This window comes from Nocardia aurantiaca (genome assembly GCF_009708175.1).
GTDB classification, from domain to species: domain Bacteria; phylum Actinomycetota; class Actinomycetes; order Mycobacteriales; family Mycobacteriaceae; genus Nocardia; species Nocardia aurantiaca.
This window is the reverse complement of the sequence record NZ_WMBB01000011.1, coordinates 136,849-158,897: the sequence shown is the minus strand read 5'-3', so window position 1 is coordinate 158,897 and position 22,049 is coordinate 136,849. Positions and strand designations below refer to the sequence as shown.

The window sequence follows — 22,049 nt, the reverse complement described above, 5'->3', positions numbered from 1 at the left end:
CCATGGCGTGGGATACCGAGAGGACCAGACGGCTGCTGCTCGAGGCGGCGGTGCACGAGTTCGCCGAACGCGGACCCGACGGCGCCCGGGTGAACGCGATCGCGGCCCGCGCCGGCATCAACAAGGAACGCATCTACCAGTACTTCGGCGATAAGCGCGGCCTGTTCGAGGCCGTGCTCACCGATCAGCTCGAACAACTCGCCGCCGCCAGCCCGCTGACCGCCGACAAGGCCGGAGACCTGGCCGAATACGCGGGCCACGTCTTCGACTTCCACCGCACCCATCCACAGTTCCTGCGGCTCATGTACTGGGAAGGGCTGCAACCCCAGGATGGTGAGCTGCCCGCCGAATCGGCCCGGGCTTCGCACTACGCGGACAAGGTGGCGGCGCTCGCCGCCGCTCAGCAGGCCGGAACCCTGCCCCGCGATGTCGCGCCCGGCTACCTGCTGTACGCGGTCGCGGCGCTGGCGGCCTGGTGGTTCGCGGCGCCGCAGGTGGTCCGGATGATCCTGGGCGCGGACACCGACGATCCGGACACACTGCGGGCCGCACTGGTCAGCCTGGTGCGGCGGCTCGAGGTACGGAACTAGCGGCGAACCAATTCCTGCAGGGCTCCGATGATTTCGGCCGGATTCCTCGGCCGTGCGGTGACCGCGTGTGGCGGTCCGAGGGAGCGGGTCGCGAGCCCATCTGCCATCGGGCTGCGCCCGTGCCTGCCGGCCCGCGCCGCCCTCGACCCGGATGAGCGCGATCCGATGCGGCGGGTGAACTCCCCGGAGGGGGCACGGGATCGATCACCCCCGAATCCGCATCGCACTACCTGGATCTGCTGAACGCCAGACTCGGCTAGCCGTAATCAGTTGGGCGCGAGGGCATTCGAGAGCGCGGTCAGCACCGGTGCGCAGCCCGTGTCCAGGGTGAGGGCGGCGAGGTCGTGCCCGCGGGTGCGGCCGCGATTGAGGATGATGACAGGGCGGCCGGACTTGGCGGTGCGGCGGGCGAAGCGGAGACCGGACATGACCGTCAGCGACGAGCCGACGACCAGGAGGACATCGGCGGCGTCGACCAGCTCGAACGCGGCGGCGACGCGGGGTTTGGGCACGGATTCGCCGAAGTAGACGATGTCGGGTTTGAGCAGGCCGCCGCAGTGCAGGCAGTCGACCATGCGGAAGCAGTCGGTGTCGGCCACGACCGCGTCGGCATCCGGTGCGACCTCGAGTCCGTCGAGGAGCACCGAGTCGGCGAAGCCGGGGTTGGCGGCCTCGAGGCGATCGGCCAGAGCCATGCGCGACGTGAGCCGGTCACACGCGAGGCAGCGCACCCGGGCGTAGACGCCGTGCAGATCGATGACGCGGCGCTGCCCGGCCTTGGTGTGCAACAGATCCACGTTCTGGGTGATGAGACCGGTGACGATCCCCGCGCGCTCCAGCCGGGCCAGGGCGCGATGCGACGGATTCGGCCGGGCCGCGTCCATCCGCCGCCAGCCGACGTGATTGCGGGCCCAATACCGTTGGCGGAACACCGGATCGCCGACGAACTGCTGATAGGTCATCGGGTTCCGAGGCGGGGCGTCGGGGCTGCGGTAGTCCGGAATGCCGCTGTCGGTGGAGATGCCCGCACCGGTGAGTACGGCCAGGCGCCGCCCGGCCACCAGCTCCAGCAGGCGATCGAACTGCTGCGAGGAACCGGAATCGGGCATGCGGCCAGCCTACGACGCACCCGTCGTGTGCCCTCGATCACGTCGAGTCACACTCGCCGGGTCCACGTCGTCTCCATGGCAGGACGCCACCGCAGCGGCGGTGGGCACTCGGCGAAGGAGATGGTCGACATGGCGAAGACGGTTCTGGTCACCGGCGGTACCGGCACCCTGGGCAGCCTGGTCACCCCGCTGTTGCGGGAGGCGGGTGTACGGGTGCGCGTGCTGAGCCGCACCGCACGCGAGGGCACGGACGGCCTCGAGTATGTGGCCGGGGACCTGCAGACCGGTGACGGCATCGCCGCGGCGGTCACGGGCGTCGACACCGTCCTGCACCTGGCCGGCAGCCCCAAGGGCGACGGCGAGAAGGCCCGCATCCTGGTCGACGCCATCCACGCCGCCGGCGTCGCGCCGCATCTGGTTTACATCTCGGTGGTCGGCGCCGAGCGCGTCCCGGTCGAGAGCGCCCTCGACCGGCAGGTCATGGCCTACATGGCGGCCAAGCGGGAAGCCGAACTGGTGGTGGAGAATTCGGGACTGCCGTGGACCACCCTGCGCGCCACCCAGTTCCACGACCTGCTCTTCACCATGGTGTCGGCGCTGGGCAGACTGCCGCTGGTGCCGGTCGTCGACTTCCGCTTCCAGCCCATCGAAACCGCCGAGGTGGCAGCGCGTTTGGTGGAACTGACATTGGGCGATCCCGCGGGTCTGGTCGACGAGATCGGCGGACCGCGCATCTACACCATGAAGGAACTGGAGCGCAGCTACCTGGAAGCCATCGGCCGCCGCCGCCCGGTGTTCACCGTGAAGGCCCCGGGCAAGGCCGCCCGCGCCTACGCGGCGGGCGGCAACCTCACCCCGGAGCACGCGGTGGGCGAACGCACCTGGGAGGAATTCCTGGCCGCCAAGCTCGCGGCCGCGTGAGCGGATCGGATGCGAAAACCGGTGTCAGCGCGGTCCGTTGGTATTGAGGTACACCACCGGACCGTCGCCGAAGCGGCCGTGCGCGTTCATGTCCAGCAGCGCGGCCATCGCCTTGGCGGTGTAGACCGGCTCCAGCCGTATGTGCTCCCGATCCGCCGAGAGGGACTGCGCGGTAGCGGCTTCCGGCATCGGATGGCCGTATCCCGGACCGAGGTAGTCGGTCACGATATCCAGATTGCCGGCGGGGGCGAGGTTCCCGGGCAGCCGAGCACCGCGGGCCCGCAACAGCCGCTCGGTCCGGTCCGCCAGCTTGGCCAGCGTCCGTTCATCGAGGCGCAGCGTGTCGTTCACGACCACGCCCACCACCCGGGTCGGCAGACCGGCCAGCCGTAGTCCGAGCGAGAGCCCCGCCGCCGTCCCGCCCGAGCCGACCGGGATCACGATGTGGCTCGGCTCCGGCAGCGTCCCATCGCGCACCTGATCCGCCAATTCCAGTGCCGCCTCGACGTATCCGAGCGCACCCACCGGCGACGACCCGCCCGCCGGGAGAAAATAGGGCGGCCGCCACCCCGAGAAATGCCGGGCCAGCAGCAATGGCGCACTCAGGATCGTGCGGGCCTTGGAATGGGTGAAGTGCAATTCCGCACTCGAGGCCCGCAACCGCTCCAGTTGCGCGCGCACATGCTCGTCCACCGGTTGATCCACCAGCGCCAGCACGGTTTTCACTCCGTGCTCGCGCCCGTACAGCGCGGTCGCCAGACCCCAGTTGGTGCCCAGGCCACCCACCGTCACGATGGTCGTCCGCCGCTGCCGCAGCGCGTCGGGCAGCAGCCACTCCAGCTTGCGCACCTTGTTGCCGCCCCAGCCGCCGTCGCCGAAGGCGCTGTCGTCCTTGAGCCAGATGTCCGCGCCCACCGTGTCGAGGGCATCCAGTCGCCGCACCGGTGTCGGGGTCGTTCCCAGCCGCACATGCGGCAGTGTCCGGGTGAGTTCCGGGTGCAGGCGATGCAGGTGCGGCGTCACCGGTCCAACCTATCGACTGTCCAGTTTTGCGACGAGTGTGTCAGGTGACACATGGTTCGCACACCCCTGCTGCTACGTTTCGCAAAGCAATCAGATTCGGCAAGGAGAACTCATGCCTGGTGTAACCGATCGCGTCGTCATTGTCACCGGAGCTGGTGGCGGTCTGGGCCGGGAGTACGCGCTGCTGCTCGCCCGGGAGGGCGCACTGGTCGTGGTCAACGACCTCGGAGGCGCACGCGACGGGTCCGGATCCGGGCACAGCATGGCCGATGCCGTGGTCGAGGAGATCCGCGCGGCCGGCGGCACCGCCGTCGCCAACTATGACAGCGTCGCCACCGAGGAGGGTGCGAAGTCGCTGATCCAGACCGCGCTCGACAGCTTCGGCGCGGTGCACGGCGTGGTCAACAATGCGGGCATCCTGCGCGATATGAGCTTCGTCAAGATGACCCCCGAAGCCTTCGAGGCGGTGCAGCGGGTGCACCTGTTCGGCTCGTTCTACGTCACCCACGCCGCCTGGCCGCACTTCCGCGAACAGGGCTTCGGCCGCGTCGTCATGGCCACCTCCACCTCCGGCCTGTACGGCAACTTCGGCCAGGCCAATTACGGCGCGGCCAAACTCGGGCTGGTCGGCATGATGAACACCCTCGCCATCGAGGGCCGCAAGTACGACATCACCGTCAATGCCGTCGCGCCCATGGCCGCCACCCGCATGACCGCCGACATCGCCTCGGCCGAGATGCTCGACAAGCTGCCGCCCGCCCAGGTCGCCCCCGTCGTCGGCCATCTGGTCGGCGAGGACTGCACCGACTCCGGCTTGGTGCTTGTGGTCGGCGGCGGCTCGGTGCAGCGGGTCCAGCTGTTCGCCAACCAGCCCGTCTTCTTCAGTGAGGTCCCGACGGTCGATCAGGTGCGGGAGAATTGGAGTCGTATTACTGATATGTCCGACGCTCAGCCCGGGGTGAACCCAGCGGGCTGAGCCTGCCCGAGGAGCCTCGCCATGAGCGAGAACACGTGGGACGCACTGGTTGTCGGAGCCGGAGCGGGCGGGCTGTGCGCGGCCGCCCGGCTCTCTCACCACGGCTACCGCACCCTGGTCGTCGAACGTCTGGACCGCGTCGGCGGCCGGGCCTCCACCACCGAACTCGACGGCTTCCAAATCAACACCGGCGCGGTCGTCGTCGAACTCGGCGGCCTCACCGAACAGACCTTCGAGGAGTTGGGGGCGAAATTCGAAGTGCGCCCGGCCGATCCGCCGATTCTGTACCGAATAAACGGCCGTGACGTGGACGTCACCAGCGGCGGGTGGGGACTGCTCATCTCCCAGCTGACCCGGCAGGGCGCCAAGCTGCTCACCGGAGTCGGCGCGGCCCGCGTCGACGGCGGACTGCTTGACCGGGAACTGTCCACCGCCGACTGGGTGCGCCGGTACACCAGAAACGATGCGGTACAAGGGATCTTCCGCAATATGTGCGGCTCCGTCTTCGCGGTCGGCTCCGAGGAACTCCCGGCGCGGGTCTTTCTCACCTACTTCACCCGCAAGTCCGCCTTCAAGAAGTTCGGCTTCTGTCCCGAGGGCACCATCGGGATCTGGAAGGCGCTGGTGGAGGTGGTGGAACGCAATGGGGGAGAGGTCCGTCTGGGCAGCGAGGTGCGGCAGTTGCTCGTCGAGGACGATCGCGTCACCGGCGCGCGGATCCGCCGCGACGGCGAAACCTCCGATGTGTCGTGCGCTGTGGCCATCAGCGACATCGGCCCGTCGGCCACACTGGATCTCGTTGGCCCCGGCCACTTTCCGTCCGAGTACGTCGGCTCGGTGCTGCAGCGGGATCTGCCCTGCGCCATGATCTCGGTCAACTTCGCCAGCCGGGAACCGCTCATCGACGCACCCGGTCTGCTCAGCTTCGCCCGCACTCGGCGACTGTGCTACGTCGCCAACTTCACCGCCACCTGCCCGGAGATGGCGCCCGAGGGCTGGCACCTCTATGTGGGCGCCGGGGTGCCCAAGCCGTCGGTGGGCGACTTCGACTCCGAGGCCGAAACCGCACTGGTACTCCAGGATCTGCGCGAGGAGATCCCGGGCTTCGACCGGGCCCGCATCCTGTCCATCGCGGTGACCCGCGACGACTGGCCACCCCAGCGCGCCGTCGCCGGCTACGACCTACCCCACGACACCCCGATCGCCAACCTGTGGAATGTCGGCGACGCCGTCAAGGAGTACGCCAACGGCGGCATCACCGCCTGCGTGGAAACGGCGAAAATCGTTGTCGACGAAATAATCGCCAGCGGCGTAGGCCGCTCCGAAACGTGACACCTGACGCCGTATCGATGGAGGGACCCCAAGATCGGTTCGGCGCCCAGCCGGCGGCGTGCCCACGCGACCGGCAACGTCTTCTCAGCCGGGCGCCGCAGTACCGGGGAGGCGGGTCCGCATCCCGGGCAGCCGATCAACCATGGCCACAACGTAATCCGCGACGATTCCGACCAGCACCGGCCGCTCCACCTTCAGTCCGCCGTCGAGCCACACGAGGATCAGCTCCGCCGCACCGCCGGTGATCAATTGGGCCAGTGCGGTCAGCGCGGTGTCCTCGCCCTCCGGAATATCGAGAAGCACGCGGGTCTGCTCGATGAGCAGCTCCGCCACCCGCCGCATGCCCTCGAACCGGCGGCGCATGAGCATCTCGCTGCCGTACGCCTGGGCGAAGGCGATATTGGCCCGGCGCGGATCGTCGGTGACCGCGATGATGAGCGCCGCCACCCCGGCCCGCAGCTTCTCCTCCGGCCCGCCCGGTGTGTCGATCATGGCCGAGCGCGCCGCGTCCAGCGTCGCGCCCTGCACCTCGTCCAGCAGCGCCTCGGCCAAAGCGTCCAGGTCGGTGAAGGATTCGTAGAAGAAGCGCGGCCCCACCTTCGCCTGCTCGCACACCCCGCGCACCGTGAGTGCGGCCAGCCCCTGCGTGCCGACGATGTCGAGGGCCGCGTCCAGCAGCCGTCGTCGACGCTGCTCGCGGCGCTCGTCGGTCGTGGTGCCGCGATAGGTCCCGTTGGAAGCTCGCGTCACCCCCACAGCTTGGCACAGAAATCAGGAAACGACCGTTTACGGAAACCGTCGTTTCCGCTACCGTGGAAAGCATGGCTGTACGAAAAGCCGTGGTGAACCATCGAATTCAGTGCCGCGCCGCCGGGGTACTGCAGCGGTATCCCTCCGTGCCGCGGGCGCTGGCGACACCACCGCCCGGCAGCGGCCTCAAACCGGTGATGGGCGACTATGGCCCGCCCGGTATCGGTCACGTGGTGAGCAGTCTCGCCGATCCCCTCGCCTTCGGCCGCGAGCGCATGCGCCGCTACGGCCCCGTGCAATGGATGGGCGTGTTCGGGCGGCAGGTGGTCGGCATCGGCAGCCCGGCCGCCGTCGAGGAGGTGCTGCTCGACCGCAAGCACGTCCTGTCCGCGCAACAAGGCTGGGAATTCCTGATCGGCCCGTTCTTCCGCGGCGGACTCCTGTTGCGCGACTTCGACGATCACGCCTACCACCGCCGCATCCTGCAGCAGGCCTTCACCCGCCCACGGCTCATCGGCTACCTCAATCTGACCACCCCCCGCATCGTTCGCGGTGTCGATTCCTGGCTGCCCGGCCCCGATTTCCCGCTCTACGATCACGTCAAGCGCATGCTGCTGGAGCAGGCCACCGTGGTGTTCGCGGGCGCGGAACTCGGCCCCGAGGGCACCCGGCTCGCGCGCGCCTTCGAGGACGCGGTGCACGGCGGCAAGGCCATCATCCGCACGAATATGCCCGGCGGCGTATGGAATCGCGGTCTACGCGGCCGCCGCGTGCTCGAGGACTACTTCCGACGCGAACTGTCCGCCAAACGCGCCGGTGCGGGGGAGGACCTGTTCAGCGTGCTCTGCCACGCCGAGACCGAGGACGGTGAATCCTTCACCGACGCCGACATCGTCGACCACATGATCTTCGTCATGATGGCCGCCCACGACACCAGCACCCTCGCCATCTGCATGCTGGCCTACGAGCTGGCCCGGAATCCGGAATGGCAGGAACGGCTGCGCGAGGAATCCCAGGAGCTGGGCAAACCCACCCTCGACTACGCCGACCTCGACCGGCTGCCCAGTATGGAGCTGGCCTTCCGCGAGACCCTGCGGATGTACGCCCCGGTCGGGCAGATGGTGCGAGAAGCCTTGGAGGACACCGATATCGCCGGGTACTTCATTCCCAAGGGGGCGCTGATCATGGTCGGCCCGTACTCCATGATGCGCAATGCGGAGTATTGGCACGATCCGGATGTCTTCGATCCGGAGCGCTTCGATCCCGCACGCGCCGAGGACAAGTCGCACCGCTTCGCCTGGCCGCCCTTCGGCGGCGGCGCGCACAAGTGCATCGGCCGGTACTTCGGCGGCATGACCGTCAAGGCGACCATGCACCGCATGCTGCTGAACTATCGCTGGAGCGTGCCGGACGGCTACGAGGTGACCCTGGTGGCCGGCACCGGCCCCTCTCCCGCCGATGGACTGCCGATCCGTCTGAGCCGTCTCTGAACACCGCGCGGCGGCTCAGCGGACGTCACGCGGGATCCCGAGTTCGATGTCCAGATAGCGTAATTCCGGATCCCGGCGCCGCCCATTGCGGAAGGCGCGGAACACCAGATCCTGCGGATGCCCGACGGTGAACACCTCCGTGAAGGTCGCCACCGTCCGCCGCGGCGCACCCTCCAGATTGGGATTGAACCCGACCTTGGCCAGCGGCCCCTCCCAGATGAGCGCCGCCCCGCCGGGCACGCTGTGCGGGGCGAAGCTCCAGCCCAGTTCGCGCATGCGGCGATCGAATTCGGCCGCGCCGTGCCCGGCCACGTCCCAGCCGCTGGCCTCATTGAAAAGCTGCCTGCCGTGCAGGAATTGGACGAAGCACGGATCCGGGCCGGGATGCGGGGTGCTGAGATTGATGACGCCGTCCCAGGGCAGGGTGGTCAGCGCCCAGCTCAGCCGCGCCTCGAAATCGGCCCAGTCCGAACACACCACGGGCGCCTGCCGCTCGCTCGGGCGGTCGGCGGGCAGGCCGTAACTGCCGACACCGGGCGCGTCCATGCTCCACGTCGCGAACCGCAGCCGGTCGCCGTCCATGCCGAGGCCGTCGCGTAGCACCGCCACCACGGATTGAGCGACCCCGCGCCGATGGTCGACGGACTCGCCGCGCTGCCAGCCGGTGCTCCACTCGCGCGCCAGCCGCGGCTGCTGATGCACCCGCTGCATGGCCCGCCACTGCGGATCGGGTGCGGTGGCATCGGATTCCGAGGGTAGTGGCACCGGATCCCAGGTGCCGTCGGGCTGGATGCGAAGGACGCTCAGCAGCTGTTCGGCGTCGGCGGCGTCCTCGGGGACCGCCACCAGGACCTCGATCTCGGTGCCCTGCTGTGCGAAATGCACACGGCGGTCGGTGAGTTCGTCACGAACCTGAATGAATCGCGGGTTCCACCCGAGCCCGGATTCGTCCGCGTCCTCGTCCTCCTCGAGAAAAAATGGCATCCATTTGAGCAGTACGTCCCATCCCTGCGAACCCACCTTGCCTCCCTCCGGGTTCTCGCCAACCTACTCGCCGTTCCCGCGCCGTGTCCGCCGGTGGGTACCGGCCGACCTGCCCACTGTGGTAGAACGTGTTCTAATTTTTCACCTGAAGGACCACGAATGAACTGGTATACCGGCAATACCGTCTACGACACCGTGCTGACGATCGCTTTCGCGTTCGCGGCTTTCGTTCTGATCGGCGGCCTCTTCGGGCAGAGCCCCTACGGCCGCTTCGCCACCGCCAAGCTCGGACTCAATATCGATCCGAAGCTCGGCTGGTGGTTGATGGAGATTCCGGCCACCGTGGTCTTCGCGATCGCGTACCTGACGGGTCCGCGCCGCTTCGAGCCGACTTCCCTGGTGCTGGCGGCCATCTGGATTCTGCACTACGGCAACCGGGGCTGGTTCTTCCCCCTCTCGATTCGCCAAGTGCCCGGCAAGACCAGTAGTTTCAACGTTTCGGTGCTGGGCATGGGCATGTTCGTGACCGCGCTGCACGGTTACCTCAATGGTGCGCTGTTCAGCAACGATTATCTCGGGCAGTACGGAACCCACTGGCTCACCGACCCACGCTTCATCGTCGGATTGATCATCTATCTCAGCGGTTTCGCGCTGCTGGTGAGCTCGGAGGCGATCGTTCGCAATCTTCGCGACAAGAACAACCCGGGCGCAACGGAATACAAGATTCCGTACGGTTTGGGATTCCGATTCGTCACCAGCCCCACGTATCTGGGCGAGCTGGTCGCCTGGGCGGGATTCGCCATTCTCACCTGGGCGCTGCCCGGAGTGGTCATCTTCCTGATCACCTTCGGGAACCTGGTGCCGCGCGCCTTCGCCACCCACACCTGGTACCGGGAGAAGTTCGAGGACTATCCGCCGGAGCGAAAAGCGCTGGTGCCGTTCGTCATCTAGCGTCGCCCAGTGCGCCGTGGCGCAGCGCCTTGTCGCGATACATGGCGGTGTCCACGGCGTGCATGAGTTCGTCGATGGCGGTGGAGTCGGTGTCCACCAGTGCGGTGCCGATGCTCGCGCCCACGTGGACCAGCAATCCCGCGACATCGAACGGGTCGCGCAGCGCGGCCAGCAGACTCTCCGCGATGGTGTCCAATTCGTCCTGACCCGAGCAGTTTTCGACCAGGACGATGAACTCGTCGCCACCCAGTCGCGCCGCCACGCCGTTGGGCGGCAGGGCCCGGCGCAGTCGCTGGCCCACCTCGCAGAGCACCCGGTCGCCGGCGGTGTGGCCGCGGCGGTCGTTGACCTCCTTGAAGCCGTCCAGATCCAGGTAGCAGACCCCGACCTGGCCGGTGGCGGCGGCGAGGCGGTCGAAGAAGAGCAGACGGTTGGGCAGGCCGGTCAGCCAATCGTGGTGGGCGTCGTGCCAGAGCTGGTCGGCCAGCTGCTTGCGGTCGGTGACATCGACGGTGACGCCGACCAGGAAGCGCGGCCTGCCCTCGCTGTCGCGGACCACGGTCATCGACAGGTCGATGGTGGTGCGCGCGCCGTCCGGTTTGGTGTGCTCGCTCTCGAAACGGAAGCGGTCGATCTCCCCGGACAGCAGGCGCTGGAACAAACCGAACGCCTCGCCGATATTCGCCGGGCCGAGAATGTCGGCCACCGAGCGGCCCGGCATGGCCTCCGCCGGCACGCCCAGCGTCTCTGCCATGGCGTTGTTGACGTCCAGCACCAGCCCGGTGTGGATGTCGATGGTGCCGATGCCCACCGATGCGCCCTCGAAGATGGCCTGGAACCTGGCTTCCGACAGCTGCCGGCGAGCCTCGGCCTCGCGGGCCGCGGTGAGGGCCGCGCCCAGGGTCCTCTCCTGCTCGGACAGCGCCACATTGCGCAGTCCGGCGGTGAACTCGGCCGCGAACTCCGCGCCCAGCTCGATGGCGCGGTCGCGGACGGGCCAGTAGTCGGCGCAGTCGCGTTCGGGGCATACAGCCTCGACCAGGTCCTTGCACAGCACCAGCACCGACCGATGCACGGCCAGCGGATCGCGGTAGTTGGCGGCCACCAGGGCGGCGGCCGCCTCGCGGGCGACCGACATGTCCGCGGTGCCGCGCACGGCGGCGATCAGACGCTCGCCGAAACCGTCGAGCAATTGCTCCACCTGGGCCCGGGTGAGCGTCGGCGCGACCGCGCCGTCGAGAGCGTCGGCCCATCGGACCGCCAACTCCTGTGCTCTCACCGGATACCCCCTACCCCTGCCTCGTTCGAACCACTCAGGCCTTGCGGCCCACACCCGCCAGCCCCAGCGATCGCCCCGGCGCCTCGTGCTGGTCACGGTCGGATTCTGGCCGCCACATCGGCAATTCCACCACACCGGGGTCGATCGGCTCCCACTTGCCGAACAGGGCGGTGATCTCGTCGCGGGCGCGGAATTGCAGCCCTATCTTGCTGACATTGTGTGAGTTCTCCACCAGCTTGGCCGCATCGTCGGGGCGGGTGGCCGAGGTCAGATGCGAAATCGCGACGTAGCTACCGGCGGGCACGGCATCGAAGAGAGCGTTGACCTTGTCGATGGGGGTGTAGTCGTCGCTCATCAGGTGCAGGACCGCGATAAGCAGAACACCAACCGGTTGGTTGAAATCAATGATGCCGGTCTCTCGCGCCCGCACCAGCAGGGCCTCGGGTTCGCGGAGATCGGCCTCGATGGCAGCGGCCCGGTCATTGCCCTGCAGGATGGCGCGGGCGTGGGCCACGGCCACCGGATCGATATCGGCGTAGAGCACCCGGCATTCCGGATCGATGGTCTGCGCCACCTCGTGCACATTGCCCGCGGTCGGAATGCCGGAACCGATGTCGAGGAACTGCCGCACCCCCGAATCCACCAGGAAGCGCACCGCGCGGCGCAGGAATGCCCGGTTGCTGAGGGCCAGTCGCGGGAGATCCGGAACCAGCGTCTTGCCGGCCTCGGCGGCCTGGCGGTCGACCTCGAAGTTGTGCGAGCCGCCCAGCAGCGCGTCGTACATGCGCGCTGGGCTGGGCCGGTCCATGTCCACGCCCTCCGGGGCCCATGCCGGTCGTTTCATCCCGAAACCCTCCTTGCCGCAACGATCGAACGCCCGCCGGTGGTGCGAGGCAGGCCAAGAGCCGGGCGAATCCGGTGTTCGGGACCACCCGGACGGTGTAGGGCGAATGTTAGTCCGCGTTCACCAGAAATCTTGCAGCGATACCACTCTCGCCCTGAGGTGCGAGAATGCTCACCCGGCGGTTGACGTCGCGCAGGTGTTGTGCGTGAGCGGCGGCACACAGACGCCCGTGACATCGGCCAGCAGCAGGCGCGCGCCGACGACGAGCGAGCACAGCGCAACCCCGGCGAAGGCCAGCACCCACATCAGGCCGGGAATCCGCGTCAGGTAGGCGAGCTGGTCGGCATCGGAGTTGGGCTCGTGCGCGCGATTGCGCTGCAGCTCGATCACCGGCCGCACCGCCGCCAGCAGCAGGAACCAGGCCGCCAGATACGCCAGTACCGCCTGGGTGGTGTCGCTGCCGAACCAGGACACCGCGAACACCCCGCCGCCGGTCACCAGAATCGACAGCAGGCCGTACCAGTTGCGGATCTTCGACAGCAGCACCACCAGCAGCGCGATGGTCAACCACAGCATGAGGGTGATGCGATGCGCGCCCAGCAGCGCCGCGTAGGCCAGTCCCAGCAGCGCGGGCGCGGGATATCCCGCCGCGGTCGTCGCAATCATGCCGAGCCCGTACGGTTTCCCGCTCGATATGGTGAGTCCGGAAGTGTCCGAATGCAAGCGGATGCCATTGAGCCGCCGTCCCGTCAGCAGCGCGGTGAACGCGTGCCCGCCCTCATGGGCGATGGTCACCGCATTGCGCAGAATCCGCCATGTCGGCCGGAAGGCCACCAGCGCCAGCGCCACCATCCCGGTCCCGACCACCAGCTGCCACGGCGGGGGTGACTGCGTAGTGGACAGCCGATCCACGACCGTACTGCCCCGCTGAACGAATTCCGCTGTATCCACCGCCGCACCCTATCGACTCCGCCTGAGAGCGACCACAGCTCGATCGGGATGGTTGTCGACCCCGCTGACGGCGGTCGGCTCGGTGGCGGGTGTCGCGGAGCCGCAAGGCGGTGGGCCGCGTCAGTTTACGAAGATGTCAGATAGCCGATGGTAAATGTCAACGCACACAGCCATTGTCGTTGATTACGCTGCAAAGCGGCAGTGAGCCGGGTGCCCGTCCGGTACTGCCCGAGTGGGTCTCGCTGGTATCCCGAGGCGTAACCACCGAAATCGCTGATGCCGCCGGAATCCCATCCCCTGCTCCGGCGGCATCGCCAGGCGGGTCCGGAGTTCGCGGATGGTGATTCGCCGGTCAGGCCACGGCGTACGGCTTCGGATCGGACGTGGTCTCGTGCTTCGCGTCGGTCTTCGAACCCCGCTCCCGGTGTGCGCGCAGCCGGAAGGTGATGCAGGCCAGGAGTTCCTGGGTGTGCACCGGCAGCAGCAGGCATTCCGACGCGCCCGCGGCCAGGATCGAGTCCAGGGAGTCGGGATCGTGGTCGGTGCTGAGCACGATGATCGGGGCGGTGGTCCGCGCGCGTAGCTCGCGGCACAGATCGCCCGCCGAGAGATCGGACACCGAACGATCCAGCAGGATCGCATCAGGGCACAGTCGGGCCTGAGTCCGCAGGGCCTGTCGTCCGCTCGCGGTCTGAACGGCCTGGTAGCCCGCCGCGGCGAGTACCAGCACGGTCATCTCCGCGACGGCCGGATTGCTTTCGATCACCAGGATCTTCGCTGGTGCGGTCTCATCCTCACCCGGTGTGATGTGTGGGTGAGTCGTCGAACTCGATGTCGGGACATTGTTCATGTTGCGGTCCTCCGCTCGGCGGGTCCCCCGACCCATGCCGTCAACCGTCGCGCGAAACATCACCGCTGTGGCGTCCGTTTCGACTAACTTGCCCGAACGTGCAACCGACGGAACCCGACGCTATCCCGTTGCCAGTCCGATATGCCAGGAAATTCCGAGAATTAGCCGCTTGATTGCTATAGTGTTCTCGATACCGACACCTGTTGTTAACCTTTTGTACATCTATGATTAGCCGTTTGGTCGACTTCGCGAGATCATCGTCGGTGATCGCTCGAACCGGATCGCTCGCTCCGACTCCGGTGCCGCGTTGTCGGCTCTCGTTCGGTGACCACGGCGCGGCGCTGCCATAGCGGATCAGTTGCCGCAGAGACGAAACTCGGGCGGTTTCGGCGCGAGGTCGAGTAGCTGCGCGGCCGCCTGTGGCACGACCGGGGCGCCGCAGGGCTGTCGAGATCAGGACGATCTGTTGTGTCCGATGCCGAGGGCGAAGTTCCGCCATTCTCGAGCCCATTCGGCATCGCGGCGACGGCTGAGGATGTGGTCGGCGCACCAGACCAGAGCGGTTGCGCCGCAGCAGGTTGCGATCACGGTCAGGGCGCCGATGTCGAAGCCCTCGATCACGGCGTCGAAGGCGGGGCGCGGCGAGGCGGTGGCGCGGCCCGAGGAGTCCAGCCACCGGGTGACGGTGTCGCCCCGCTTCACCGAGTCCGGGACCACGGCCACCGCGATATCGGTGCGGCCGTGGAAACCCCACTCGACGGTAGCCTGCGGCGGACCCGACGCCACCGCTTGGCCGACCGGGAGCGCGAGGCGAACGGGATCGGAGATGACCGTGGCCGTCACAGCGGTTTTCGACGCGTTGTCGGCCCGGATCTGCGCGCCGGTCGTGGCAGCTGCCGAGATTCCCATCATGACCGCCAGCGGGATGGAAGCCAGGGCCATCAGGACGGCGAACAGCCGCCAGGCTGCCTGCACCCGGTCCGAGCGCCGCATCAGACGATTCCGGCTCCACGGAGAGATCCGGTGGATCCGCGGCGGTAGCGGCACCGGGCGTGCCATTCTCGTCGGCCTCCTGCTCAGGTGTTCAATCGCGGCCGAGCGCGTGTGCGAGTTGAGCCTTGGACATGCTGGAGCGGCCCTCGATGTTGCGCTTCTTGGCCTCGTTGTAGAGCTGGTCCCGGGTGAGTCCCTTGGGGCCGCGTCGGCCGGAGCGCTGCCCACCGCGCTGCTGCGGGGATTTGTCCTCGAGTGAAGTGCGGCTTGCGGTCTTGGTCTCACCGGCGCGCGCTCGATTCTTGTTCACCGTGCGAGCGCCGATCTCTCTGGCGCGCTTCGGGGATGCGCCGCGTTCCTCGGCCGAGTCCCGGATGTGCTCGTACTGGCGTTCTTCCTTGCTGGTCCATTCCTTCGGCATGACTGGCCTTTCGGTCGGGGTTGGGGCAGCTCATGGTGGAGGCGAATCGGTGTCACCGGTGTCTGCCGCCCTTCGATGCCGTCATACCCGGATACGGCGAGGGGAAACGGCGGGGTAGCCACCGTCGCGGTCCGGTGGCAGACTGAGGAGAGGTTGAGACTCCAGCCGATCCCGGTCCCACATGCCTTCTCACAGTTCGGGCGGTCATTCACACGGCCACGGCCCCAGACGCTCTGCGTCGAGGCGGAATCGGACGCCCCCCTCTGGGAGGTTTGTGTCATGTCAACGGTGTCCCTGGTACGCAGTCATATCGCACATGAAGTGGCGGCCCGTCGATCGCGATTCACCCGCGATACGAATGGGCGATCGACTGCCGGGACCGGATCCATCGATTGCCTGGTCATCGCGGTCACGGGTGAACTCGATATCAACGGGTTGCCCGCATTCCGGACCACGCTGTCCACAGCGGTCGATGCCGGGCCGCCCGCGGTGGTCGTAGACCTGCGCTATGCGCGATTTCTGAGTCTGGGCAATGCTGTCGTGCTTCTCGATGCGGTCCAGCGTGCCGCCCGACGCGGCGTCGGAGTTTTCGTACCGACCGCGCCCCGCCCCATCGAACGAGTACTCGACCTGACCGGTGTGCGGGCCCTGGTCGATCGCGAACCCGATGTGTTGAGCAGCTGATCGGAACGGCCGGCGCGGCCGATGTCGTATCGGTCGCGCCGAGTTGTTCCCCGCGCAGGTGAAGCAGCGGATAATTCGGCTGTGACACAAGGCGGACATGTCCCTCCAGACGATGCGAGAATCCTCGGACGGGTGATAGGGGCAGGCCGCCCACAGAGCGTCGGCAGTTTTCGCTTCTGGTTCGGTGACCAGCGGTGGGAGTGGTCCGACGAAGTGGCGGTGATGCACGGGTACCAGCCGGGGTCCGTCCAGCCGACCACTGATCTGCTGCTGTCGCACAAGCATCCCGACGATCGCGCCCAGGTCGCCAGCACCATCGCACGTTCGGTGGCCGACTCCCTGCCGTTCTCGAGTCGGCACCGCATCATCGATACCGGCGGGAACGTGCACGACGTGATCGTGGTGGGCGACCAGATGCTCGACGGGGAGGGTCGGGTCGTCGGATCGGCGGGCTACTACGTCGACGTGACCGACGCCCTCGCCGAACATCGCCAGGAGGCCCTCGACGACAGCCTGCCCGAGCTGTACGCCGCGCGCGCCGTGATCGAGCAGGCCAAGGGCGCGATCATGCTGGTCTACGGCGTGAGCGCCGAGGCCGCCTTCCGCGTGCTCACCTGGCGGTCGCAGGAGACGAACACGAAGTTGCGCGCGCTGGCGGCGCAATTGATGGAGGAACTGCAATCACTGGCAGATTCGGCGATGCCGATCCGCACCCACTTCGACCACCTGTTGCTGACCGTTCACGAGCGAATATCCGATAGATGACTTCGGGCGGTTTCCCGGCCGCCGCACGGGGTACGCGATCAACGAATGCGGGCGAGCAATCGCACATCGGGATTGATGGGTGGGTGACGCATGAATGAACCGTCACGGGGCAATGGGACCGAGCGCGGTCGAACGCCGTGGACGGCCTTCACCGATCCGCAGAACAACGGACAGGCGCCCGCGGTCACCGACGGCGCGGCGATGGAGTCGCGGTCGCTGTGCGGTCGGGTGGCGTTGCGGGTGCCGGCCGATGTCGGGCAGCTGGCGATGCTGCGTGCGCTCACCGAAACCGTCATGCTCACAGCGGATTTCACGATCGACGTAGTGATCGATGTGCGGGTGGCGCTGGACGAGGTGGCCACCACGCTGATCGCCGCCGCTGTTCCCACCGCCTCGATCGAGTGTGAATTCCATTTCGACGAGCAGCGAGTCCGGGTGAGTGCGGCGGCCGTGACCGGTTCCGATGCCGGATTGATCGAGCACAGCTTCGGGTGGCATTTCGTGGAGACATTGACCGACTCGATCGCGGTGAGCAGTGCCGACTTCGACGCCGTGAAGAGCGGATACCCGGTGGTCGTGGAGTTCACCCGGCTACGGGGCGGGAACGACGAGGGATAGCGGGAAACGGGATTATCCCGCGGGGCAGGTCCCGATCGCGGCGTCGTGCGTCCCGTCGATCGTGGCCTGCCGTTGTTCGCCGGTGAGAACCGGCCAATCAGGGCTGGAGGGATAGGCGGCGATGGTCTCGTCGACGGCTCGCGCGACTCCGGCCTGCCCGGAATCGTGACGGACCCGGTCCAGCCGGGACCGCAGGTCCTCACAGGTCTTGTGCCGCAGCGCGGCCGGTGAGATGCCCGAGGGGGCGGATACCGACCGCGAATTCCGAGGTGGCACAAGATCTTTGGAGATGGCGGTCGCATTCGTCGCGGACGGGGTGGACGAGACGGACAGTGGCTCGGCGGGGCCGTCGTGGATGAGGTCGCACGCGGGAGCCGTCAGCGTCACCGCGCAGAGACATACCGCAACCAGATACCGGCGCACGGGCATTCCTTTCTCCGACCGTGTGTCCCAGCTCGCTCAGCGGGTAAGTCGGTGGCATCAAGCAATCAGCGAGGAGGTATGGACATGGTCGAGGTACCCGGAACCGACGGGCCGAACCTGCCCCCGTTGCTCGACGCCACCGGCGCCGGTGGTACGCAGGTGAACCGGATGGTGCGCGAGCAGATCGAGCTCGCGGTGCGCGAAGCGCTCGGCGGAATGGTGCCGCGGTTGCGCGAGGGGGCCAAGTGGAATGCCATGGCGGCGGTGCTCGCGCTGTACGGCGGAGGAGCACTGGTCACGACGATGCTGCTGTTGATCGCTCTGGTGGCTCCGGCCTGGGTCGCCGCGCTCATCGTGGGCGTGCTCCTGGTGATCGCCGCGGCGATCGTGCGCGCGCTGGCGAAGTCCCGTACGCATCCCGAGCCGAGCCACGTGCCGGCCGAACGGCGCGGCGTGGAATCGCATCGGCCGGGGTAGGGGAATGCCCCAGCGCCACGATTCGACGGTCCCGGCTGACGAGGAGTCAGCGGGGCAGTCGGTCGCGGCGACCGAAAACCGTAAGAGCGTAACGGATACCGTCCGGCCGAGCCTGGTGATCGGCGCGCTGGGGGTGGTGTTCGGGGACATCGGGACCAGTCCGATCTATACCCTGCGGACGGTGTTCGATCCGTCGGATCCGCACCCCGTCCCGGTGGACCCCGGCAATGTGTACGGCGTTGTATCGCTGGTGTTCTGGTCGGTGCTGATCATCGTGACGGTCACCTATGTGCTGCTGGCCATGCGCGCCGACAATGACGGTGAGGGCGGGATCATGGCGCTGATCACCCTGGTGCGGCGCTGGGCCGCGGGCGGGCGGCGGCTGGCGGCGATCCTCGCGGCGCTCGGAATCTTCGGCGCGGCACTGTTCTTCGGCGACAGCATGATCACCCCGGCCATCTCGGTGCTGTCCGCGGTCGAAGGGCTCGAGGTGGTGGAACCGCCGCTGGCGAAGGCCGTGGTGCCGATCACCGCGCTGATCATCGTGCTGTTGTTCCTCTTTCAGCATCGCGGGACGGCGTCGGTGGGCCGATTGTTCGGTCCGGTGATGGTCGCGTGGTTCCTCGCGATCGGAGCGTGCGGCATCGGCGGGATCCGGCAGCATCCGGCGATCCTGAAAGCGCTGTCACCGGGCTACGCGCTCGGCTTCCTCGCCGGGCACTTCGCCATCGCCTTCTTCGCGCTGGCCGCCATCGTGCTGGCGGTCACCGGCGCGGAGGCGCTGTACGCGGATCTGGGGCACTTCGGACGCCGATCCATCACTCGCGCTTGGCTTTTCCTGGTTCTGCCCGCCTGCGTGCTCAGCTACTTCGGGCAGGCCGCCCTGGTGCTCGGGACCCGCGGGCATGTCGCGAGCCCGTTCTTCCTGATGGTCCCGGGCTGGGGGCGGCTCCCCATGGTCGCCCTCGCCACCGCGGCGACCGTGATCGCCTCGCAGGCGGTGATCACGGGCGCGTACTCGGTGGCCTCCCAGGCGGCGCAGATCGGATATCTGCCGCGGCTGCGCATCGCGCACACCTCGGAGTCGACGCCCGGGCAGATCTATGTGCCGTGGGTCAACTGGCTGCTCCTGGCGTCGGTGCTGACACTGATCTTCGCCTTCCGCAGTTCGACGGCGCTGGCTTTCGCGTTCGGCATGGCGGTGACGTGCACGATCACCATCACGACACTGCTGCTCGGCTACCTCGCGCACGCGAAATGGCGCCTGCCGCTGTGGCTGGTCGTGGCGGTCTGGACACCCCTGCTCGCGGTGGACCTGCTGTTCGTCGCGGCCAATCTCACCAAGCTGGTCCGCGGGGCCTGGCTGCCCCTGCTGATCGGCCTGGCCGCCTTCATGGTCATGACGACCTGGCAGCGCGGTCGCGAGGTGGTCGCCGGCAAACGGGAGCGGTTGGAGGGGCCGCTGCGCGAGTTCGTCGACGAGTTGTGGCGGGACGGGTCGCGGCTGGTCACCATCGACCGGACGGCGGTGTTCCTCAACCGTGGCAAGGAAACCGTGCCGCTGGCGCTGCGGGCCAATGTCGAGCACAACGGCGTCCGCCATCGCCAGATCGTCATCGCGTCCGTCGAAACCGAGCCGGTGCCACGAGTTTCGGCGGAGGACCGCGTGCGGATCGATCACCTCGGCTACCGCGACGACGGCATCGTGCACGTGACCGTGCGTGGCGGATATATGGAAACCCCCGACGTCCCGGCGGCGCTGGCCGGCCTGGATCCGGAGGAAACCGAGGGTGAGCTCGATCTCGACCATGCGTCGTATTTCCTGTCCGAGATCGAGTTGCGAGCCGCGGCGGAACCGGTCATGTCCCGCTGGCGCACCAGGCTCTTCATCGCCATCGGCTACCTCTCCGCCGACGTGGCCGACTACTTCCGGCTGCCGCGCCAACGCACGGTGATCCTGGGTGAGCGGATCGAGGTGTGACGCGGGAACACCGACCCGCGCAGTGGCGCCGCAGGGCGTCGCGGCGCTCAGCGGGCCGTCACCGCGGAACCACACGCAGGGTGCGTAGGTGCGGGTCGGCCGGGTCGGGGACGTTCATGCCGGCTTCGATCCCGGTTCGCAGGTAATCGATGACAGCGGTGTCGATCAGTTCGCCGGGCACGATCACCGGGATGCCGGGCGGGTAAGGGGTGACCTGCTCGGCCGCGATCCGGCCCGGGGCGGCATCGATGGGGACGGTTTCGTGGGGGCCGAAGAACGCCGCGCGCGGTGGCATGATGGTGGCGAGTTGCAGCTCGTGCGGAGCGGGCAGCCGGATAGCTTGGGGTGCAGGTGCTTTCAGCTGGATGCGCCAGGCGGCGAGTCCATCGACGAGGGCATCGATCGACTGCTTGTCGTCACTCATCGACAGGGTGGCCAGGATGCGGCGGTGGTCGCTGTGCCCGACGTCGAGGCGCCGCTGCTCGCGGAGCCAGTCGGCGATCTCATAACCGGTCGCGCCCGTGGCGGAGACGTCCATGAGGACTTGCAGCCGGTCCAGATCGTGGGAGGCCTCAACGCCGAGCAACTCGTCCTCCATGACGGAGATATCCGGCACGGCGTCGAGTGCGCCGCGCGCGTAGGCGGCGACTTCGAGTGCGGTGCTGAGCAATTCGTACCCGTGCTCGACCATCTGGCGGCGCCACCCGTCGATGGCCGCGTACAGCAACACGTTGGGGCTGGTTGTCATCAGCAGGTCCGCGCACCGGCGCAGTCGGTCCCGGTTCACGAGGTCGCCCTGGACGTGAAAGACCGATCCCTGCTCGAATCCGGCCCCCATCTTGTGCACGCTGACCACGCAGATGTCCGCGCCCGCGTCCATCGCCCAGGTCGGCAGGTCCGGATGGAACGGCAGGTGCGCGCCCCATGCCTCGTCGACGATGAGGGGTTTGCCGTATTCGTGGCACACCGCGGCGATTCCAGCGATATCCGCGCAGGTGCCGTAGGGGCTGGGGCTGACGATGAGTGCCCCGGCCGCCTCGGGGTGGGCCTGCCACGTTTCGCGAACCTGTGCGGGTGCGGGCGGATGTGAGAAATGCCGCGCCGCATCCCATCTGGGCGCGATCCAGTACGGCCGCACCCCGGAGAACACCAGGCCCGCCACGATCGACTTGTGGCTGTCGCGACCCAGGATGAGTCCGCCATCGCCACCGGCGACGGCCATCATGGCCGCCTTTACCGACAGTGAGCTGCCGCAGGTGGAGAAGAAGGCATAGTCGGCGCCGACCGCGTCGGCCATGAGCTCCTCGGCGTCGCTGAGATGGTGGCCGCGGGCGAGTCGGTCGTCCATGCCGGGGGACGCGAGGATATCCGAGCGCAGCGCGTCCCCGAGGACCTCACGCACGCGCGGGTCGGCGGCGCGGCCCTGCCGGTGCCCGGGCGGGGTGAATCCGTAGCGGCCGAGTCGCCGATAGTCGGCGAGCGCGTCGAGTACCGGGGCGGTCGAATGATCCATGTTTTCTCCCTGAGCCGTGTCGGCGGCGGTGATCGTGTGCGCTCTATTGCGGAGATAACCGGTTCGGCGTCGGTCAATCATCGCGAGGGGCCGGCCGCGAGGGCATGGACTCACCCGGGCCGAT

23 protein-coding genes are annotated in these 22,049 nt (G+C 67.9%); 11 read left to right on the top strand and 12 right to left on the bottom strand.

All coding sequences use genetic code 11. The annotated features are described in order from the left end of the window. The first annotated feature begins 2 nt into the window (after positions 1 to 2). Positions 3 to 590 carry a TetR family transcriptional regulator gene (locus GLP40_RS23645; RefSeq protein ID WP_154790186.1) on the top strand — a complete coding sequence of 196 codons (588 nt, stop codon included), beginning with the start codon at positions 3 to 5 and terminating at the stop codon, positions 588 to 590. A gap of 266 nt (positions 591 to 856) precedes the next feature. On the opposite strand, the gene GLP40_RS23640 is transcribed toward GLP40_RS23645, so the two are convergent. Beyond that, positions 857 to 1,699, bottom strand: coding sequence for an NAD-dependent protein deacetylase (locus GLP40_RS23640; protein WP_154790185.1), 843 nt, complete (start codon positions 1,697 to 1,699; stop codon positions 857 to 859). 129 nt (positions 1,700 to 1,828) lie between these two features. Between GLP40_RS23640 and GLP40_RS23635 the strand changes: the two genes are divergently transcribed. Further along, positions 1,829 to 2,620, top strand: a complete 792-nt coding sequence (locus GLP40_RS23635; protein WP_154790184.1) for an SDR family oxidoreductase — start codon at positions 1,829 to 1,831, stop codon at positions 2,618 to 2,620. Positions 2,621 to 2,644: 24 nt separating this feature from the next. Here GLP40_RS23635 and GLP40_RS23630 read toward each other — a convergent pair whose 3' ends face one another. Continuing rightward, entirely contained in the window at positions 2,645 to 3,643 is a 999-nt protein-coding gene (locus GLP40_RS23630; RefSeq protein ID WP_328290567.1) for a 1-aminocyclopropane-1-carboxylate deaminase/D-cysteine desulfhydrase, read from the bottom strand. A gap of 112 nt (positions 3,644 to 3,755) precedes the next feature. Here GLP40_RS23630 and GLP40_RS23625 point away from each other — a divergent pair, with 112 nt between their 5' ends. Together GLP40_RS23625 and GLP40_RS23620 are read left to right on the top strand one after the other, a co-directional pair. Then, positions 3,756 to 4,619, top strand: a complete 864-nt coding sequence (locus GLP40_RS23625; protein WP_154790183.1) for an SDR family oxidoreductase — start codon at positions 3,756 to 3,758, stop codon at positions 4,617 to 4,619. Positions 4,620 to 4,640: 21 nt separating this feature from the next. Further along, a complete protein-coding gene (locus GLP40_RS23620) occupies positions 4,641 to 5,951 on the top strand; it encodes a phytoene desaturase family protein (RefSeq protein ID WP_154790182.1) in 1,311 nt (436 codons plus the stop codon). 84 nt (positions 5,952 to 6,035) lie between these two features. Here GLP40_RS23620 and GLP40_RS23615 read toward each other — a convergent pair whose 3' ends face one another. Next, on the bottom strand, positions 6,036 to 6,701 hold the full coding sequence (locus GLP40_RS23615; protein ID WP_328290566.1) for a TetR/AcrR family transcriptional regulator: 666 nt from the start codon (positions 6,699 to 6,701) through the stop codon (positions 6,036 to 6,038). Between the two features lie 71 nt (positions 6,702 to 6,772). Between GLP40_RS23615 and GLP40_RS23610 the strand changes: the two genes are divergently transcribed. Next, entirely contained in the window at positions 6,773 to 8,191 is a 1,419-nt protein-coding gene (locus tag GLP40_RS23610; RefSeq protein WP_154790180.1) for a cytochrome P450, read from the top strand. 15 nt (positions 8,192 to 8,206) lie between these two features. Here GLP40_RS23610 and GLP40_RS23605 read toward each other — a convergent pair whose 3' ends face one another. After that, positions 8,207 to 9,211: a TY-Chap domain-containing protein gene (locus tag GLP40_RS23605; RefSeq protein WP_154790179.1), complete on the bottom strand. Its 1,005-nt coding sequence runs from the start codon at positions 9,209 to 9,211 to the stop codon at positions 8,207 to 8,209. Positions 9,212 to 9,334: 123 nt separating this feature from the next. Between GLP40_RS23605 and GLP40_RS23600 the strand changes: the two genes are divergently transcribed. Then, complete coding sequence (locus tag GLP40_RS23600) at positions 9,335 to 10,126, top strand: phosphatidylethanolamine N-methyltransferase family domain-containing protein (RefSeq protein ID WP_154790178.1); 792 nt, start codon at positions 9,335 to 9,337, stop codon at positions 10,124 to 10,126. On the opposite strand, the gene GLP40_RS23595 is transcribed toward GLP40_RS23600, so the two are convergent. From GLP40_RS23595 to GLP40_RS23570, 6 genes are all read right to left on the bottom strand, one after another. After that, complete coding sequence (locus tag GLP40_RS23595; protein WP_328290565.1) at positions 10,119 to 11,405, bottom strand: sensor domain-containing diguanylate cyclase; 1,287 nt, start codon at positions 11,403 to 11,405, stop codon at positions 10,119 to 10,121. The two genes, GLP40_RS23600 and GLP40_RS23595, sit on opposite strands and share 8 nt — an antisense overlap. A gap of 34 nt (positions 11,406 to 11,439) precedes the next feature. Then, entirely contained in the window at positions 11,440 to 12,249 is an 810-nt protein-coding gene (locus GLP40_RS23590) for an SAM-dependent methyltransferase (RefSeq protein WP_154790177.1), read from the bottom strand. A gap of 171 nt (positions 12,250 to 12,420) precedes the next feature. Next, positions 12,421 to 13,200, bottom strand: a complete 780-nt coding sequence (locus tag GLP40_RS23585; protein ID WP_328290564.1) for a M50 family metallopeptidase — start codon at positions 13,198 to 13,200, stop codon at positions 12,421 to 12,423. 352 nt (positions 13,201 to 13,552) lie between these two features. After that, positions 13,553 to 14,050: a response regulator transcription factor gene (locus GLP40_RS23580; protein ID WP_196054764.1), complete on the bottom strand. Its 498-nt coding sequence runs from the start codon at positions 14,048 to 14,050 to the stop codon at positions 13,553 to 13,555. A 453-nt stretch (positions 14,051 to 14,503) separates the two neighbouring features. Further along, positions 14,504 to 15,109 carry an Rv1733c family protein gene (locus GLP40_RS23575; protein ID WP_456094005.1) on the bottom strand — a complete coding sequence of 202 codons (606 nt, stop codon included), beginning with the start codon at positions 15,107 to 15,109 and terminating at the stop codon, positions 14,504 to 14,506. A gap of 25 nt (positions 15,110 to 15,134) precedes the next feature. Then, positions 15,135 to 15,464, bottom strand: coding sequence for a plasmid stabilization protein (locus tag GLP40_RS23570; protein WP_154790174.1), 330 nt, complete (start codon positions 15,462 to 15,464; stop codon positions 15,135 to 15,137). 279 nt (positions 15,465 to 15,743) lie between these two features. Here GLP40_RS23570 and GLP40_RS23565 point away from each other — a divergent pair, with 279 nt between their 5' ends. From GLP40_RS23565 to GLP40_RS23555, 3 genes are all read left to right on the top strand, one after another. Then, positions 15,744 to 16,148 (top strand): STAS domain-containing protein, encoded by a 405-nt coding sequence (locus GLP40_RS23565; RefSeq protein ID WP_196054763.1) that lies wholly within the window; start codon positions 15,744 to 15,746, stop codon positions 16,146 to 16,148. Positions 16,149 to 16,280: 132 nt separating this feature from the next. Next, positions 16,281 to 16,913: a PAS and ANTAR domain-containing protein gene (locus GLP40_RS23560; RefSeq protein ID WP_328290563.1), complete on the top strand. Its 633-nt coding sequence runs from the start codon at positions 16,281 to 16,283 to the stop codon at positions 16,911 to 16,913. A 90-nt stretch (positions 16,914 to 17,003) separates the two neighbouring features. Continuing rightward, positions 17,004 to 17,531: an ATP-binding protein gene (locus tag GLP40_RS23555; protein WP_230329858.1), complete on the top strand. Its 528-nt coding sequence runs from the start codon at positions 17,004 to 17,006 to the stop codon at positions 17,529 to 17,531. A 12-nt stretch (positions 17,532 to 17,543) separates the two neighbouring features. Here the strand turns inward: GLP40_RS23555 and GLP40_RS23550 are convergent, their stop codons facing one another. Beyond that, complete coding sequence (locus GLP40_RS23550) at positions 17,544 to 17,954, bottom strand: hypothetical protein (protein ID WP_154790171.1); 411 nt, start codon at positions 17,952 to 17,954, stop codon at positions 17,544 to 17,546. 78 nt (positions 17,955 to 18,032) lie between these two features. On the opposite strand from GLP40_RS23550, the gene GLP40_RS23545 reads away from it, so the two are divergent. Together GLP40_RS23545 and GLP40_RS23540 are read left to right on the top strand one after the other, a co-directional pair. After that, entirely contained in the window at positions 18,033 to 18,431 is a 399-nt protein-coding gene (locus GLP40_RS23545; protein WP_230329857.1) for a phage holin family protein, read from the top strand. Positions 18,432 to 18,435: 4 nt separating this feature from the next. Further along, the gene (locus GLP40_RS23540; RefSeq protein WP_154790170.1) at positions 18,436 to 20,412 is read left to right on the top strand and encodes a potassium transporter Kup; all 1,977 of its coding nucleotides are present in this window, start codon (positions 18,436 to 18,438) and stop codon (positions 20,410 to 20,412) included. A gap of 58 nt (positions 20,413 to 20,470) precedes the next feature. On the opposite strand, the gene GLP40_RS23535 is transcribed toward GLP40_RS23540, so the two are convergent. Continuing rightward, the gene (locus GLP40_RS23535) at positions 20,471 to 21,925 is read right to left on the bottom strand and encodes an aminotransferase class I/II-fold pyridoxal phosphate-dependent enzyme (RefSeq protein ID WP_154790169.1); all 1,455 of its coding nucleotides are present in this window, start codon (positions 21,923 to 21,925) and stop codon (positions 20,471 to 20,473) included. Positions 21,926 to 22,049: the final 124 nt, after the last annotated feature.

Coding starts and splice junctions, on each gene's coding strand:
- GLP40_RS23540 (WP_154790170.1), top strand. CDS start 18,436: ATGCCCCAGCGCCACGATTCGACGGTCCCGGCTGACGAGGAGTCAGCG.
- GLP40_RS23535 (WP_154790169.1), bottom strand. CDS start 21,925: ATGGATCATTCGACCGCCCCGGTACTCGACGCGCTCGCCGACTATCGG.
- GLP40_RS23575 (WP_456094005.1), bottom strand. CDS start 15,109: ATGGCACGCCCGGTGCCGCTACCGCCGCGGATCCACCGGATCTCTCCG.
- GLP40_RS23625 (WP_154790183.1), top strand. CDS start 3,756: ATGCCTGGTGTAACCGATCGCGTCGTCATTGTCACCGGAGCTGGTGGC.
- GLP40_RS23570 (WP_154790174.1), bottom strand. CDS start 15,464: ATGCCGAAGGAATGGACCAGCAAGGAAGAACGCCAGTACGAGCACATC.
- GLP40_RS23635 (WP_154790184.1), top strand. CDS start 1,829: ATGGCGAAGACGGTTCTGGTCACCGGCGGTACCGGCACCCTGGGCAGC.
- GLP40_RS23600 (WP_154790178.1), top strand. CDS start 9,335: ATGAACTGGTATACCGGCAATACCGTCTACGACACCGTGCTGACGATC.
- GLP40_RS23640 (WP_154790185.1), bottom strand. CDS start 1,699: ATGCCCGATTCCGGTTCCTCGCAGCAGTTCGATCGCCTGCTGGAGCTG.
- GLP40_RS23555 (WP_230329858.1), top strand. CDS start 17,004: ATGAATGAACCGTCACGGGGCAATGGGACCGAGCGCGGTCGAACGCCG.
- GLP40_RS23565 (WP_196054763.1), top strand. CDS start 15,744: ATGTCAACGGTGTCCCTGGTACGCAGTCATATCGCACATGAAGTGGCG.
- GLP40_RS23610 (WP_154790180.1), top strand. CDS start 6,773: ATGGCTGTACGAAAAGCCGTGGTGAACCATCGAATTCAGTGCCGCGCC.
- GLP40_RS23545 (WP_230329857.1), top strand. CDS start 18,033: ATGGACATGGTCGAGGTACCCGGAACCGACGGGCCGAACCTGCCCCCG.
- GLP40_RS23620 (WP_154790182.1), top strand. CDS start 4,641: ATGAGCGAGAACACGTGGGACGCACTGGTTGTCGGAGCCGGAGCGGGC.
- GLP40_RS23580 (WP_196054764.1), bottom strand. CDS start 14,050: ATGAACAATGTCCCGACATCGAGTTCGACGACTCACCCACACATCACA.
- GLP40_RS23645 (WP_154790186.1), top strand. CDS start 3: ATGGCGTGGGATACCGAGAGGACCAGACGGCTGCTGCTCGAGGCGGCG.
- GLP40_RS23590 (WP_154790177.1), bottom strand. CDS start 12,249: ATGAAACGACCGGCATGGGCCCCGGAGGGCGTGGACATGGACCGGCCC.